The 14041-nt window shown below is 68.8% G+C and carries 13 protein-coding genes, 1 tRNA gene and 1 riboswitch; of the genes, 6 read left to right on the top strand and 8 right to left on the bottom strand.

Going from position 1 to position 14041, the window contains the following annotated elements; all coding sequences use genetic code 11:
- The first annotated feature begins 45 nt into the window (after nt 1–45).
- Nucleotides 46–2553: a transglycosylase domain-containing protein gene (locus ACIOJD_RS07280; RefSeq protein WP_401909340.1), complete on the top strand. Its 2508-nt coding sequence runs from the start codon at nt 46–48 to the stop codon at nt 2551–2553.
- Between the two features lie 52 nt (nt 2554–2605).
- Here the strand turns inward: ACIOJD_RS07280 and ACIOJD_RS07275 are convergent, their stop codons facing one another.
- The 3 genes from ACIOJD_RS07275 to ACIOJD_RS07265 all read right to left on the bottom strand — a co-directional run bounded on the left by ACIOJD_RS07275 (nt 2606) and on the right by ACIOJD_RS07265 (nt 3891).
- Nucleotides 2606–2926 carry a DMT family transporter gene (locus tag ACIOJD_RS07275; protein WP_401909337.1) on the bottom strand — a complete coding sequence of 107 codons (321 nt, stop codon included), beginning with the start codon at nt 2924–2926 and terminating at the stop codon, nt 2606–2608.
- Nucleotides 2927–2959: 33 nt separating this feature from the next.
- Nucleotides 2960–3045: riboswitch (guanidine-III (ykkC-III) riboswitch) on the bottom strand.
- A 61-nt stretch (nt 3046–3106) separates the two neighbouring features.
- On the bottom strand, nt 3107–3409 hold the full coding sequence (locus ACIOJD_RS07270) for a co-chaperone GroES (protein WP_046506547.1): 303 nt from the start codon (nt 3407–3409) through the stop codon (nt 3107–3109).
- Between the two features lie 161 nt (nt 3410–3570).
- Nucleotides 3571–3891 (bottom strand): DUF3618 domain-containing protein, encoded by a 321-nt coding sequence (locus tag ACIOJD_RS07265; RefSeq protein ID WP_401909335.1) that lies wholly within the window; start codon nt 3889–3891, stop codon nt 3571–3573.
- A gap of 156 nt (nt 3892–4047) precedes the next feature.
- Between ACIOJD_RS07265 and bcp the strand changes: the two genes are divergently transcribed.
- The 3 genes from bcp (at nt 4048) to ACIOJD_RS07250 (ending at nt 7442) form a co-directional block, all read left to right on the top strand.
- Nucleotides 4048–4515: a thioredoxin-dependent thiol peroxidase gene (gene bcp, locus ACIOJD_RS07260; RefSeq protein WP_401909332.1), complete on the top strand. Its 468-nt coding sequence runs from the start codon at nt 4048–4050 to the stop codon at nt 4513–4515.
- Between the two features lie 161 nt (nt 4516–4676).
- Nucleotides 4677–6173 (top strand): glycine betaine/L-proline transporter ProP, encoded by a 1497-nt coding sequence (gene proP, locus ACIOJD_RS07255; RefSeq protein WP_401909329.1) that lies wholly within the window; start codon nt 4677–4679, stop codon nt 6171–6173.
- A gap of 1183 nt (nt 6174–7356) precedes the next feature.
- A tRNA-Leu gene (locus ACIOJD_RS07250) sits at nt 7357–7442 on the top strand.
- A gap of 78 nt (nt 7443–7520) precedes the next feature.
- Here ACIOJD_RS07250 and rdgB read toward each other — a convergent pair.
- From rdgB to ACIOJD_RS07230, 4 genes are all read right to left on the bottom strand, one after another.
- Nucleotides 7521–8123 (bottom strand): RdgB/HAM1 family non-canonical purine NTP pyrophosphatase, encoded by a 603-nt coding sequence (gene rdgB, locus ACIOJD_RS07245; protein ID WP_401909327.1) that lies wholly within the window; start codon nt 8121–8123, stop codon nt 7521–7523.
- An 84-nt stretch (nt 8124–8207) separates the two neighbouring features.
- On the bottom strand, nt 8208–8615 hold the full coding sequence (locus ACIOJD_RS07240; RefSeq protein WP_401911598.1) for a hypothetical protein: 408 nt from the start codon (nt 8613–8615) through the stop codon (nt 8208–8210).
- A gap of 228 nt (nt 8616–8843) precedes the next feature.
- Nucleotides 8844–9575, bottom strand: a complete 732-nt coding sequence (rph, locus tag ACIOJD_RS07235) for a ribonuclease PH (RefSeq protein WP_401909325.1) — start codon at nt 9573–9575, stop codon at nt 8844–8846.
- 146 nt (nt 9576–9721) lie between these two features.
- A complete protein-coding gene (locus ACIOJD_RS07230) occupies nt 9722–10018 on the bottom strand; it encodes a glucose PTS transporter subunit EIIB (RefSeq protein ID WP_401909322.1) in 297 nt (98 codons plus the stop codon).
- A 184-nt stretch (nt 10019–10202) separates the two neighbouring features.
- On the opposite strand from ACIOJD_RS07230, the gene ACIOJD_RS07225 reads away from it, so the two are divergent.
- Both ACIOJD_RS07225 and ACIOJD_RS07220 read left to right on the top strand, forming a co-directional pair.
- Nucleotides 10203–11495 carry a PTS transporter subunit EIIC gene (locus tag ACIOJD_RS07225; protein WP_401909319.1) on the top strand — a complete coding sequence of 431 codons (1293 nt, stop codon included), beginning with the start codon at nt 10203–10205 and terminating at the stop codon, nt 11493–11495.
- A gap of 317 nt (nt 11496–11812) precedes the next feature.
- Entirely contained in the window at nt 11813–13090 is a 1278-nt protein-coding gene (locus ACIOJD_RS07220; RefSeq protein WP_401909316.1) for a PTS transporter subunit EIIC, read from the top strand.
- 82 nt (nt 13091–13172) lie between these two features.
- Here the strand turns inward: ACIOJD_RS07220 and ACIOJD_RS07215 are convergent, their stop codons facing one another.
- Nucleotides 13173–13925 (bottom strand): MBL fold metallo-hydrolase, encoded by a 753-nt coding sequence (locus tag ACIOJD_RS07215; protein ID WP_401909313.1) that lies wholly within the window; start codon nt 13923–13925, stop codon nt 13173–13175.
- Nucleotides 13926–14041: the final 116 nt, after the last annotated feature.

The raw sequence follows: 14041 nt of genomic DNA, 5'->3' as shown, positions 1-14041 counted from the left end.
GCCGGAGAGTGAACCACCGGCCATGGCCGAGGAGTCTTCGCACATATGAGTGACGAGCCGCAGCAGCAGGGCTGGGCCCCACGGGATCCCTCGGCCGCCGGTCCCGGGTCTTCTCCGGACGGGAAGGACGCGAGCGGGAAGGGCGCGAGCGGGAAACGCCCCAGGCGTGCCGGCCGTCGCAGACTTCTCCCCACCTGGCGGATGGTGCTCGGCGGACTCCTGTTCTGCGCGTTCGTCCTCGTCCTCGGCTTCATCGTGGGTTACAAGATCGTCGACATTCCGGCCGCCAATGTCGCGGCCACCGCCCAGTCGAATGTGTACCTCTACGCGGACGGCACCCAGATCGCCCGGGACGGCGAGGTCAACCGCGAGAACATCAAGCTCGCCCAGGTCCCCTTGTCCGTACAGCGGGCCGTGCTAGCCGCCGAGGACCGCGGCTTCTACAACGAGCCCGCCGTCGACCCGCAGGGCATGGTCCGCGCCGCCTGGAACACCGCCACCGGCAAGGGCACCCAGGGCGGCTCCACGATCACCCAGCAGTACGTCAAGAACTACTACCTCGGCCAGGAACAGACCATCGTCCGCAAGACGAAGGAGTTCTTCATCGCGATCAAGCTCAACCGCGAGCAGACCAAGGGCCAGATCCTCCAGGGCTACCTGAACACCAGCTATTTCGGCCGGAACGCGTACGGCATCCAGGCCGCCGCCCAGGCCTACTACGGCAAGAACGTCCAGGACCTCAGCACCGCCGAGGGCGCCTATCTGGCCTCCCTGCTCAACGCCCCCAGCGAGTTCGACGTCGTCCTCCATCCCGACAACAGACCGGCCGCCGTCGCCCGCTGGAACTACGTACTCGACGGCATGGTCAAGGAGAACTGGCTCAGCCCCGCCGCCCGCGCCGGCGCGCGGTTCCCGGTCCCCGGAAAGGTCAGGCACTCCACGATCGGGCTCTCCGGGCAGCGCGGCTACATCGTCCAGGCCGTCGAGGAGTACCTCGCCGGAAGCAGGATCATCGACGAGAAAACGCTGGCCTCCGGCGGCTACCGGATCACCACCACGCTGGAGCGCAAGAAACAGAACGCCCTCGGCAAGGCCGTCGAGGACCAGGTCACCTCCCAGCTCGACAGCGATCGCCCGGCCGATCGCGATGTCCGTGTCGGCGCCGCCTCCATCGACCCGGAATCGGGCCATGTCGTCGCCATGTACGGCGGCATCGACTACACCCGGCAGTACGTCAACAACGCCACCCGCCGCGACTACCAGGTCGGCTCCACCTTCAAACCGTTCGTCTTCGCCTCCGCCGTCGACAACGGGTCCCAGACCCAGAACGGCCGGCGCATCACCCCGAACACCGTCTACGACGGCGACAACCACCACATGGTCGAAGGCCCCGACGGCTCCACCGGCTACGACCCGGCGAACGAGGACGACGTCGACTACGGCCCCATCCCCGTCCGCACCGCCACCGACAAGTCCGTCAACGCCGTCTACGCGCAGATGGCCCAGGACGTCGGCCCGGCCACGGTCCGGGACACCGCCGTCGCCCTCGGCCTCCCCGGGAACACGCCCGACCTGTCGCCCTACCCCTCCATCGCGCTCGGCCCGGCCACCCCGAGCGTCCTGGACATGGCCGGGGCGTACGCGACACTCGCCAACCACGGCATGCGCAACCCGTACACCCTGGTCAAGAAGATCAGCAAGAACGGTACGACCCTGGCGCTGCCCCGCCCGACCACCAAGCAGGCCGTCAGCCGCGAGGCAGCCGACACGACCACCTCCATCCTCCAGAGCGTCGTCGAGAGCGGCACCGGCACCGCCGCCCGCGCCGCGGGCCGCCCCGCCGCGGGCAAGACGGGCACGGCGGAGGACGACAAGGCAGCGTGGTTCGCCGGGTACACACCGAACCTGACCACCGTCGTCGCGATCATGGGCGCCGATCCGAAGACCGCCCGGCAGAAGCCGCTGTACGGAGCGCTCGGCCAGGCCAGGATCAACGGCGGTGGAGCACCCGCCCAGATCTGGGGGCAGTACACGGCCGCCGCGCTCCAGGGCACCGCCCCGGCCCACTTCGAACTACAGCTGGAGGACGGCGCGGAGGAGGCCGCACCCCCCGACGGCCAACAGTCGGACGGGCCCGGCACACCCAGTGCGTCACAGTCCCCCGGCGGCCGGGGACAGACCCAGGGCCAGACGTCCGAAGGCCAGGACCAGGGCCGGTCCCAGGGGCAGACCGGCGGCCGGACCCAAGGACAGACACAGGGCGGCCGGACGAATGGCGGCACCGACGGCGGCCAGTCCCAGACACCCACGCAGGGCCGGAGCCAGGGACAGACGGCCGAGGGCCGGACACAGGGCCAGAGCCAGGGACAGTCCGACGGCGGTACGGACACCGGGGGCGGCGACACCGGCGGCGGATCGGCCGACGGCGGTACGTCGACCGGCGCCGACGGCCCCGGAGGCGGCGGGCCGCCCGGGGACACCGGAGGTGGCACGCACGACACCGGCGCCCATCCGCCCGCCCCGGATCAGGGCCACACCAGGCCGCGGGACTAGGGCCTCTCGTTTGGATCTTGCCGGGCCCGGAACCGCCCCGACCTGCCTGTCGTCAGTGGCCCGATGTCGCCTTCAGCCCCACCACGGCCACCAGCAGCAGACAGACGAAGAAGATCCGGGCCGCGGTCACCGGCTCCCCCAGCGCCACCATCCCGAGCACCGCGGCACCGGCCGCGCCGATACCGACCCACACCCCGTACGCCGTACCGATCGGCAGGGTCTTCGCCGCCTGCGACAGCAAGAGCATGCTCACGACGATCCCCGCGCCCGTGAACACGCTCGGCCACAGTCGGGTGAAACCATCGGTGTACTTCATTCCGATCGACCAGCCGACTTCGAGCAGACCGGCCACGATCAACAGAACCCACGCCACGACGGCACCTCCGGCACGAAAACACGGACAACAGGTGCGTCGTCTTTCGTTGGGGAGGTCTCGCCTCCTACCCGGTACGGCGCGTCTCGTCGGGGTTCTTCCACGCTAGCAAAGGCCGCGGACGCGCCGGAAACAGGACCGTCGGGGCCGGGGCCCGCCGGAGCCGGGACCGTCAGAGGTTCAGAGGTACAGCCCCGTGGAGTCCTCGGAGCCCTCGAACCGGTCCGCCGCGACCGCGTGCAGATCGCGCTCCCGCATCAGGACGTACGCCACCCCGCGCACCTCGACCTCGGCCCGGTCCTCGGGGTCGTACAGCACCCGGTCGCCCGGCTCCACCGTCCGTACGTTCTGACCCACCGCCACCACCTCGGCCCAGGCCAGCCGCCGGCCGACCGCCGCCGTCGCGGGGATGACGATGCCACCGGACGAACGCCGCTCGCCCTCCGGGATGTCCGTCCGGACCAGCACACGGTCATGGAGCATCCGGATGGGCAGTTTGTCGTGTTGGTTGCGGGGGTTCTCGCTCACGCCCCAGAACCTACCTGCCCGCGCGCGTTCCGTACGCCACAAGGGGTCCGCGACGGGGCACCCGCGACGCGCCCGGCCGCCCGCGTCCCGCTCCGGGGCCCTGCCCCGCGCTCATGTCAGCCCCGGCGGCGCTTCGTCGACACCGCGAGCAGCCCCACGACACCGATCGCGACCAGCACCACCGGCACCACCCGCTCCAGCCGCGGCCCGCCGTCGGCCCCGACGAACTGCGCCCGTACGCCCGACACCGTCCTGTTCACCACGACGAACGCCCGCCCGGCCGTCTGATCCACCCGCGAGGCCACCCGGGCCTTCGCGTCGCCGACGATCGTCTTCGGATGCACGCGCACCCCGATCTCGTCGAGTGTCTCGGCAAGCTGCCCGCGCCTGCGGACGATGTCCGCCTCGATCTGCGCCGGGGTCCTGGAATCCGACACCGCGCTGCCTCCGTGGTCGTGTCCGGTAAACCTTCGTCGACAGTCTGTCAGCTCCACCGCCACCGCACCCGACGGCACCCCCGATTACGCTCGGCCGCGTACGCCACGTACACCGCGTACACCCTGACCGTCACAGCAGCTCCACCGAGGAGAACCATGAGCGAGCGCCTCCAGCCCGGCGACACCGCCCCCGCCTTCACCCTGCCCGACGCGGACGGCAAGGACGTGTCGCTCGCCGACCACAAGGGCCGCAAGGTCATCGTCTACTTCTACCCGGCGGCACTCACCCCCGGATGCACGAAGCAGGCCTGCGACTTCACGGACAACCTCGACCTGCTGGCGGCCGCCGGCTACGACGTCATCGGCGTGTCACCGGACAAGCCGGAGAAGCTCGCGAAGTTCCGCGAGAAGGAGAACCTCAAGGTCACTCTGGTCGGCGACCCCTCCAAGGCCGTCCTGGAGACGTACGGAGCCTTCGGCGAGAAGAAGATGTACGGCAAGACCGTGACCGGCGTCATCCGCTCGACGATCGTCGTCGACGAGGAGGGCAAGGTCGAACAGGCCTTCTACAACGTGCGGGCGACCGGCCACGTCGCGAAGATCATCAAGGATCTGGGCATCTGAAATATCCGGTCATCCTGACGGATCCGGGCCTCTGAGCTGCCCGTTTCCGAGGAGACTCCGTGTGACCGAGGTCCCACTTAGGTGGGACTTCGGTTTGCGAACGCCACGATCGCGCAGAAGGTTCCCTTGGAGTGTTCACCACCGAGGAAAGGACCACGCCAATGGCCGGCCCGGAGCACGACGAGGTGGCCGACCCCGCCGCGGTCAAACGTCATCCCGCTCTCTTCCGCACCATCCGGCAGCGGAAGAACCCCAAGCTGCGCCGGTCCGACATCACCGTCACCGACGAAGCGGCGGTCAAGAGGGCCGTGAAGGCCGCATCCCTGGGTAACGCCATGGAGTGGTTCGACTTCGGCATCTACAGCTACTTGGCCGTCACCATCGGGCACGTTTTCTTCCCTTCCGGGAACCCGACCATCGAACTGCTCTCCTCCTTCGCGACGTTCGCGGTCGCGTTCCTCGTACGCCCGCTCGGCGGCATGTTCTTCGGCCCGATGGGCGACCGGCTAGGCCGCAAGAAGGTCCTCGCCCTCACCATGATCATGATGGCGATCGGCACGTTCGCCATCGGCCTGATCCCCTCCTTCGCGACGATCGGCTTCTGGGCACCGGTCCTGCTGATCTTCTTCCGGCTGGTCCAGGGTTTCTCCACCGGCGGCGAGTACGGCGGCGCCTCCACCTTCATCGCGGAGTACGCCCCGGACAAGCGCCGCGGATTCTTCGGCAGCTTCCTGGAGTTCGGCACCCTCGCCGGATACGTCGGCGCCGCGGGCCTGGTCACCGCGCTCACCGCCGCGATCGGCTCCGACGCCATGGAGGCCTGGGGCTGGCGCGTCCCGTTCCTGGTCGCGGGACCGCTCGGCCTGGTGGGTCTGTATCTGCGACTGCGCCTCGACGAGACGCCCGCCTTCCAGAAACTGGAAGCGGACAGCGCCCGCGCCTCCGAGGCGGCGGACTCCGTGGAGATCACCACGAAGGAAGACCTCTCCAAGATCTTCCGGCAGTACTGGCCGGCGCTGATCCTGTGCATCGGCCTCGTCGGCGCGTACAACATCACGGACTACATGCTGCTGTCGTACATGCCGACGTACCTCTCGAAGGAACTGGGCTACAGCGAGACCCACGGGCTGCTGATCCTGCTGGCCGTCATGGCCTTCCTGATGCTGATCATCAGCCAGGTCGGCAAACTCAGCGACCACTTCGGCCGTAAGCCGCTGCTGATGAGCGGCATGCTCGGCTTCCTGTTCCTCTCGCTGCCGGCCTTCCTCCTGATCAGGCAGGGCAGCATCCCGGCCATCGTGATCGGCATGCTGATGCTGGGCCTGTCCCTGGTCTGCCTGCTCGGCACCATGTCGGCGGCGCTCCCGGCCCTGTTCCCGACGGAGGTCCGCTACGGCTCGCTCTCGGTCGGCTACAACCTCTCCGCGTCCCTCTTCGGCGGCACGACCCCGCTGGTGATCACGGGCCTGATCGACCTGACCGGCAGCAACCTGATGCCCGCGTACTACGCGATGGCGGCGGCGCTGGTGGGCGTGATCGCCGTGGCGTGCATGAAGGAGACGGCGCAGCAGCCGCTGGAGGGCTCGCCGCCGTCGGTGGAGACGAAGGAAGAAGCGGCGGAACTGGTCCAGTCCCAGACGCCGGAACCGAAGTTCTGACCCCACCTCGCCCCGGACGCAAAGGCCCGCACCGTGCGACTCGGTGCGGGCCGTCGCGTTTCCCTGCGGTGACCATCCCCCATCCGGTTCGTCACTCAGTGCCATGCGGCGAACACGCGGCCGGAGCGAGGGGTGCGAAAATGCCGGTGCGATATACGCACGCACTGATGGAAGAAGCTGCGAGAGAAACGACGAACTATGACGACGCGGTCCGGTGGTGCAGGGGCGTTCCGACCGCCGGGAGCCGACAATATCGCGTTCCTGGCGAACGCCTCCGACGCGAACTGCTCCGTACCGGCGTGGCGGAGTCATGCTCGATGTGCGGCAACGGCACGGAGTGGAACGGCAAGCCGCTACGCCTCGAGGCCGATCACCTGAACGGCGACTGGTGGGACAACCGTCCAGAAAACCTCCGGCTGCTCTGCCCCAACTGCCATACGGTTACCGATACTTACCGGGGCCGGAAAAGAAGTGCCAGAGCATGGGTGCGAACCACAGGTACCCCCGGGACCTTCTGAGGCGCACCGCCGCCGAAGCCGTCAGCCTTGTTGATCTGCTGCGCAGGTTGGACGCCCCTCTGGGGAGCAACCCCTCCGCCATGTCCGGCAACGTCCTGAGCACTACGGCATCGACACGACGCACTTCACTCGCGGTCGTGCGTGCAACGCGAGGCTCCTGCCCCGCGACGAGTTGGCGTCGGCCGTCGCCGCTTCCACGAGTGTCGCCGGGGTAGTGAAACTCCTGGGCCTGCGCGAGGGCAGGGCAGCCCGCTCACTCGTGAAGCTCGGCATCGAGGCCCACGACTTGTCGTCCCCGCACTTCACCGGTCAGGGGCACAATCGTGGCGTGCCCTCGCCGGGGCGCAAGTCCGCGGCCGAGATCTGCGGCGCATGGAGCCCGGAGCCCCGCGCACGAGGACCGTGCTGCTGAGGCGGGCCCTTGACGACATCGGGATACCGCACACCTGCGATGAGTGCGGCCTCGGCGACACATGGCAGGGCAACCGGCTCGTGTTGGAGATCGACCGCATCAACGGCGACCGTCTGGACAACCGGACTGAGAACCTGCGCTACCTCTGTCCCTCGTGCCACAGCCAGACGGGCACATTCGCGGTGCGTCACCGCTGGTTGCCAAAACCCACCCCCACAGACACTCGGCGAAAGCCAGTAGAGTAGGCAAGCGAGCGGCCGTGGCGGAATGGCAGACGCGCGCCGGTTTAGGTCCGGGTGAGCTTCGCTCGTGTGGGTTCGAATCCCACCGGCCGCACCACTCTCGCGCGATGGCCCCGTCCTCCTTGGGACGGGGCCATCGGCGTCGGCCGGCCCGGTGGTTCCCGTACCGCGTCGGTCAGCCCAGGAGTTCGCGTACCGCCGGGACCAGTGCGCGGAACGCCTTGCCCCGGTGGCTGATCTCGTTCTTCTCCGCCGCCGACAACTGCGCGCAGGTCCGCGTCTCGCCCTCCGGCTGGAGAATCGGGTCGTAGCCGAAGCCTCCCGAGCCCGCCGGGGTCGCGCGCAGGGTGCCCAGGAGGCGGCCTTCCACCACGCGTTCCGTGCCGTCCGGGAGGGCGAGGGCCGCCGCGCAGGCGAAGTGGGCCGCGCGGTGCGGGGTGTCGATGTCGGCCAACTGGGCCAGCAGCAGGGCGAGGTTGGCGCGGTCGTCGCCGTGGGTGCCGGCCCAGCGGGCGGAGAAGATGCCGGGGGCGCCGCCCAGGACGTCCACGCAGAGGCCGGAGTCGTCGGCGACGGCGGGCCGGCCGGTGGCTGTGGCCAAAGCGTGGGCCTTGAGGAGGGCGTTCTCGGCGAAGGTGACGCCGGTTTCCTTGACGTCGGGAATGTCGGGGTAGGCGTCCGCGCCGACGAGTTCGTGGGGCAGGCCCGCGTCGGCGAGGATGGCCTTGAGTTCGGTGATTTTCCCGGCGTTGCGGGTGGCGAGGATCAGGCGGGTCATGCCCCCAGTATCGGGCCCGCTCCGGAGCCGGCTGTCACCCCGTCCGGGGCTTGTACGGCCCGGGACGGGGAGCGCCCGCGCCTCTCAGGGGGTGCAGATCTTGCCTATCTCCGATGCCGCGTCGGTGATGGGGGCGAGGTCGGGGGTCTCGTCGCCGTTCTTGACGGACGTACGGACGTTGTCGACGCCCTTGCCGAGGTTGTCGACGGCCTTGCCGAGGTCGGCGTTGTCGGTCGTGTCCCCGAGGTTGTCGATCTCCTTGTCGATGTCGTTCAGGGCCTGTTCGACCTTGAGCGGATCGTCCCCGACGCTGGAGACGGCCTGTTGGAGGTCGCTGACGCTGCCCGCTATGGCGTCGGCGGTCTGTACGCAGTCCAGCGCCTTGTCGAGGGCTCCGCAGCCGACGGTGAGCGGCAGGGCCAGCGCGGCGGCGGCCAGGGCCAGCGGGAGACGGCGTCGGCGTACGGGCGTGGTCGTGGACCGTACGGGCATGGTTGCGGACTCGGACCGTATGGGCGCGGACATGGCGCGGTTCCCTTTCCGGGGGTTGGACGGGCGCACGGTTCGGTCCGTGCGCCCGTGCCGGTGGAGACGCTCGTGGGGGTGTTCTTGGTTGCTTCTTTACCCGGGTCGTAGCCCAGGACGGCCTCGCCACTCCCCGGCAACTGGTCGGCCTGGGCTGGGCCACGTCGCGGCCCGTTCAGCCGCGCGACCCGTCGGTCAGCGGATCTGTTCCAGGGCTGTCTGCTGGAGCGTCGCCAGGTCCGCGCAGCCGCCGGTTGCGAGGTCGAGCAGGGCGTTCAGTTCCTTGCGGTCGAAGGGTTCGGCCTCGGCCGTGCCCTGGACCTCGACGAAGCGGCCGTCGCCGGTGCAGACGACGTTCATGTCGGTCTCGGCGCGGACGTCTTCCTCGTAACAGAGGTCGAGCAGGGGCACGCCGTCGACGATGCCGACGCTGACGGCGGCGACGGTGCCGGTGAGGGGGCGCCGGCCGGCCTTGACGATCTTCTTGCCCTGGGCCCAGGTGATGGCGTCGGCGAGGGCGACGTACGCGCCGGTGATGGCGGCGGTGCGGGTGCCGCCGTCGGCCTGGAGGACATCGCAGTCGAGCACGATGGTGTTCTCGCCGAGCGCCTTGTAGTCGATGACGGCGCGCAGGGAGCGGCCGATGAGGCGGCTGATCTCGTGGGTACGGCCGCCGATCTTGCCGCGTACGGATTCGCGGTCGCCGCGGGTGTTGGTGGAGCGGGGCAGCATCGAGTACTCGGCGGTGACCCACCCTTCGCCGCTGCCCTTGCGCCAGCGGGGGACGCCTTCGGTGACGGAGGCGGTGCAGAAGACCTTGGTGTCACCGAAGGAGATGAGGACGGAGCCCTCGGCGTGCTTGCTCCATCCGCGTTCGATGGTGACGGGGCGGAGCTGTTCGGGGGTGCGGCCGTCGATTCGAGACATGGACGTGAGCCTATCGGGACGTAAAGGAACGTAAAGGAGGGGCCTGTTCCGGTGGTACGGATCAGGCCCCTGTTGATCCGGATCAGGCCCCGGCGCCACGGATCAGGCCCCGGGCGGGGTGACTTCCGGGCTTCACATTCCGGGCTTCACATCATGTCTTCGATTTCCCCCGCGATGGGGTCCGCGTCGGTGCCGATGACGACCTGGATCGCGGTGCCCATCTTGACGACGCCATGGGCTCCGGCGGCCTTCAGGGCGACCTCGTCGACCAGGTCGGGGTCGACGACCTCCGTACGGAGGCGGGTGATGCAGCCCTCGACCTCTTCGATGTTGTCGAGCCCGCCGAGCCCGGCGACAATCTTCTCAGCCTTGGTGGCCATCTCTTTCTCCCTGACTCTCCGACTGACTCTCTGAACGACTCGCTGCGTGACCGTGTGGCTCATCGGCACGCGGAAAACCCGGACCGGCCGGTCCGTTTCGTCACGGTAGCGCACGGTTGGGCCATCTTCGCGAGCGCGCGATCACCGCGTACCCAATGATGACGATCACCGGCACCCCGCCCGCGACCGACCCCCGGGAGCCTATCGCAACTGGTCTACACCAGTCGTGAACGACGGGAGAGCACCGATGAGTTCCGACAGCACGGCAGCGCCGCAGCCGAGCCCGGCAGGGCCGGTCAGGCGGCGCGGGAGCGGGTGGAACCAGCTGTTCCAGGGACTCCAGAAGATCGGGCGGAGCCTCCAGCTCCCGGTGGCCGTGCTGCCCGCCGCCGGGCTGCTGATCAGCCTCGGGAACCTCTTCACCGCTTATCTGCACGGCGCCTTCTGGGACAAGACGGCGAAGGTCTTCACCCAGGGCGGTACCGCCATCCTGGACGGCGCGTTCGGGCTGCCGCTGCTCTTCGCCATCGGGGTCGCGATCGGCTTCGCCAAGAAGGCGGACGGCTCCACCGCGCTCGCCGCCGTCGTCGGCTTCCTCATCTACCACAACGTCCTGGCCGCCTTCCCCGTCGGCGGCTCGGTGACCAAGGCGCTGCCCGAGGGCGTCCCGCAGAATCCCGGTGTGCTCGGCGGCATCCTGATCGGGCTGCTCACGGCGGTCGTCTGGCAGCGCTTCCACCGTACGAAGCTGGTGGACTGGCTCGGCTTCTTCAACGGCCGCCGCCTGGTGCCGATCCTGATGGCCTTCATCTGTCTCGTCCTGGGCGTGATCTTCGGGCTGCTGTGGGAGCCCGTGGGTGACGCGCTGACCTGGTTCGCCAAGCGTCTGATCGGCCTGGGCGCCTGGGGGGCGGGCATCTTCGGCGTCGCCAACCGGCTGCTCATCCCCATCGGCATGCACCAGTTCCTCAATACGTTCTTCTGGTTCCAGGCCGGCAGCTTCACCAAGCCGGACGGCACGGTCGTCCAGGGCGACCTGACGCGGTTCTTCGCCGGGGACCCGTCGGCCGGCCAGTTCATGTCGGGCTTCTTCCCGATCATGATGTTCGGCCTCCCGGCCGCCGCGCTCGCCATCACGCACTGCGCCCGCCCCGAGCACCGCAAGAGGGTCGGCGGGCTGATGTTCTCCGTCGCCCTCACCTCGTTCGTGACCGGTGTGACCGAACCGCTGGAGTTCTCCTTCATGTTCGCGGCACCCCTGCTGTACGGCGTGCACGCGCTGCTGACGGGAGCCTCGATGGCGATCACCTGGGCGCTGGGGGTGCACGCGGGCTTCAGCTTCTCGGCCGGTCTGATCGACTACGTCGTCAACTGGCATCTGGACACCAAGCCCTGGCTGATCATTCCGATCGGCCTGTGCTTCGCGGTGATCTATTACGTGATCTTCCGCTTCGCGATCAAGGCGTTCGACATCCCCACTCCAGGGCATGAGCCGGAGGAGCTGGAGGAGGAGGGCGAGGAGCAGAACACCAAGGCGTAGCGGGGCTGTTGGGGCTCGCGGGGCACACCGTCCGCGCCCCGCCCCCTCTCCGTACGAGTGATCGGCAGGCCTCCGGACCGGGCGTCCGGGGGCTTCTGGCATGCTCTCTGCGGCAGGGCTTCCGGCGGGCCCCGTCCGGCCATCTCACAGGCCGGAGACCTGGCGCATTCCTTACCCAGCCCCTACCGTGTACAACTGGTCTACACCACTTGACGGTGTCGGGCCACACGGCCTCGTGCCGCGTTTCTTCGGACGCCGCCCCCATCTTTCTCTCCCTGTCCCCCGGCGGCGCCTTGCCCGGATCATGGAGGAAGTCGATGTCCACGGCCAGCGCCGCCACGGCGGACAAGAAGCCCCCGGCACAGAAGAAGGGCGGCGGCGCGATGTCCGTGATGCAGCGCATCGGCCGCAGCCTGATGCTGCCGGTCGCCGTGCTGCCCGCCGGCGCCCTGCTGGTGCGTCTCGGCAATGCCGACATGCTCGGCCGCGAATCGTTCCCGGCGTTCATCACCAAGATCGCCGGCTTTATGGCAGCGGGTGGCAACGCCATCCTGGACAACATGCCGCTGCTGTTTGCCGTCGGCATCGCGATCGGCTACGCGAAGAAGTCGGACGGCTCCACCGCGCTCGCCGCCGTCACCGGCTATCTGGTCTTCAAGAACGTGCTCGCCACCTTCACCGACTCCAACCTGCCCAAGGTGGCGCAGGTGGTGGACGGCAAGATCGTGATGACGAGCGCGCCCGTCGACGCGAAGGTCCTCGGCGGCGTCGTGATGGGCCTCGTCGTCGCGCTGCTCTACCAGAAGTTCTACCGGACCAAACTGCCCGACTGGGCGGGCTTCTTCGGCGGCCGTCGGCTGGTGCCGATCCTCGCCGCCTTCGCCGGTCTGGTCATCGGCATCGTCTTCGGTTACATATGGCCGGTTCTCGGCACGCTGCTGCACAACTTCGGCGAGTGGCTGGTCGGTTCGGGCGCCGTCGGCGCGGGCATCTTCGGCGTCGCCAACCGCGCGCTGATCCCCGTCGGCATGCACCACCTGCTGAATTCGTTCCCGTGGTTCCAGGCCGGTACGTTCGACGGCAAGAGCGGCGACATCAACCGCTTCCTGGCGGGCGACCCGACGGCCGGGCAGTTCATGACCGGCTTTTTCCCGATCATGATGTTCGCCCTCCCGGCGGCCTGCCTCGCGATCACCCACTGCGCCCGCCCCGAGCGCCGCAAGGCCGTCGGCGGCATGATGCTCTCGCTGGCTCTCACCGCGTTCGTCACCGGTGTGACCGAGCCGATCGAGTTCACCTTCATGTTCATCGCCCCGTTGCTGTACGCGGTCCACGCCGTACTCACCGGTGTCTCCATGGCCCTGACCTGGGGACTCGGCATGAAGGACGGCTTCGGCTTCTCGGCCGGCGCGGTGGACTTCTTCCTCAACCTGGGCATCGCCACCAATCCGTGGGGACTGGCCCTGGTGGGTCTCTGCTTCGCGGCGGTCTACTACGCGGTCTTCCGCTTCGCGATCGTCAAGTTCAACATCCCGACGCCGGGGCGGGAGTCGGACGAGGAGCTGGCGGAGCTCCAGAAGGCCGAGGCGAAGTAGCCTCGGTCGGTCCAAGTACGCGGGTGGGCCCGGCCGTTGACGACAACGGCCGGGCCCACCACCGCGTTCGCGGGCCGTCCGGTCAGATCTCGTAGACCGCTCCTGGAACGGCCAGTTCCGCCGGACCTCCGTACACCGCGCGGGCGTCGGCCAGGTTCTGTCCGGCGTCCGTCCACGGCGGGATGTGCGTGAGGACGAGCCGGCCCGCCCTGGCCCGAGCGGCGTGGGCGCCGGCCTCGCGGCCGTTGAGGTGCAGGCCGTCGATGTCTTCCTTGCCGTACGTGAAGGCCGCCTCGCAGAGGAAGAGGTCCGTGTCCTCGGCGAGCTCGACCAGCGGGTCACAGACACCGGTGTCGCCGGAGTACGTGAGGGACCGGCCGCCGTGCTCGACGCGGATGGCGAACGTCTCGACCGGATGGGCGACCTTCTCCGTACGGACCGAGAAGGGCCCGACCTCGAAGGCGCCCGGCTTGAGCGTGTGGAAGTCGAAGACCTCGCTCATGGACTTGTCCGTCGGGGTGTCCGCGTAGGCCGTGGTGAGGCGCTGCTCCGTGCCTTCGGGGCCGTAGACCGGGATGGGGTCGCAGCGACCGCCGTCGAAACGGTAGTAGCGGGCGACGAAATACCCGCACATGTCGATGCAGTGGTCGGCGTGGAGATGGCTGAGGAAAATGGCGTCGAGGTCGTAGAGACCAACGTGGCGCTGCAACTCGCCAAGGGCGCCATTACCCATGTCGAGGAGCAGCCGGAAGCCGTCGGCCTCTACGAGGTAGCTGGAGCAGGCGGATCCCGCGGCGGGGAAGGAGCCCGAGCAGCCGACGACGGTGAGCTTCATTGAGCGTGAACCTCCGTGGCATGGAAGGAGGGGCGACGGGGGCGTGCGATTTGTCGAGCGTAAAGCGCGAAACGGCTGGTCGCTCCTCCAGGACGGGCGGTTGTGGGGGAACTCAC

It is taken from the genome of Streptomyces sp. NPDC088116 (assembly GCF_044741745.1).
GTDB lineage: Bacteria > Actinomycetota > Actinomycetes > Streptomycetales > Streptomycetaceae > Streptomyces.
The sequence above is the reverse complement of the archived record's forward strand: the minus strand, read 5'-3'. Positions and strand labels throughout refer to the sequence as shown.

Bases quoted from the DNA above. Each gene is read 5' to 3' on its own strand.
- ACIOJD_RS07280 (WP_401909340.1), top strand. From the start codon at position 46: ATGAGTGACGAGCCGCAGCAGCAGGGCTGGGCCCCACGGGATCCCTCG.
- ACIOJD_RS07270 (WP_046506547.1), bottom strand. From the start codon at position 3,409: ATGCTCCATGACCGTGTGCTGGTCCGGACGGACATCCCGGAGGGCGAG.
- bcp (WP_401909332.1), top strand. From the start codon at position 4,048: ATGAGCGAGCGCCTCCAGCCCGGCGACACCGCCCCCGCCTTCACCCTG.
- proP (WP_401909329.1), top strand. From the start codon at position 4,677: ATGGCCGGCCCGGAGCACGACGAGGTGGCCGACCCCGCCGCGGTCAAA.
- rdgB (WP_401909327.1), bottom strand. From the start codon at position 8,123: ATGACCCGCCTGATCCTCGCCACCCGCAACGCCGGGAAAATCACCGAA.
- ACIOJD_RS07240 (WP_401911598.1), bottom strand. From the start codon at position 8,615: ATGCCCGTACGGTCCACGACCACGCCCGTACGCCGACGCCGTCTCCCG.
- rph (WP_401909325.1), bottom strand. From the start codon at position 9,575: ATGTCTCGAATCGACGGCCGCACCCCCGAACAGCTCCGCCCCGTCACC.
- ACIOJD_RS07230 (WP_401909322.1), bottom strand. From the start codon at position 10,018: ATGAGCCACACGGTCACGCAGCGAGTCGTTCAGAGAGTCAGTCGGAGA.
- ACIOJD_RS07225 (WP_401909319.1), top strand. From the start codon at position 10,203: ATGAGTTCCGACAGCACGGCAGCGCCGCAGCCGAGCCCGGCAGGGCCG.
- ACIOJD_RS07220 (WP_401909316.1), top strand. From the start codon at position 11,813: ATGTCCACGGCCAGCGCCGCCACGGCGGACAAGAAGCCCCCGGCACAG.
- ACIOJD_RS07215 (WP_401909313.1), bottom strand. From the start codon at position 13,925: ATGAAGCTCACCGTCGTCGGCTGCTCGGGCTCCTTCCCCGCCGCGGGA.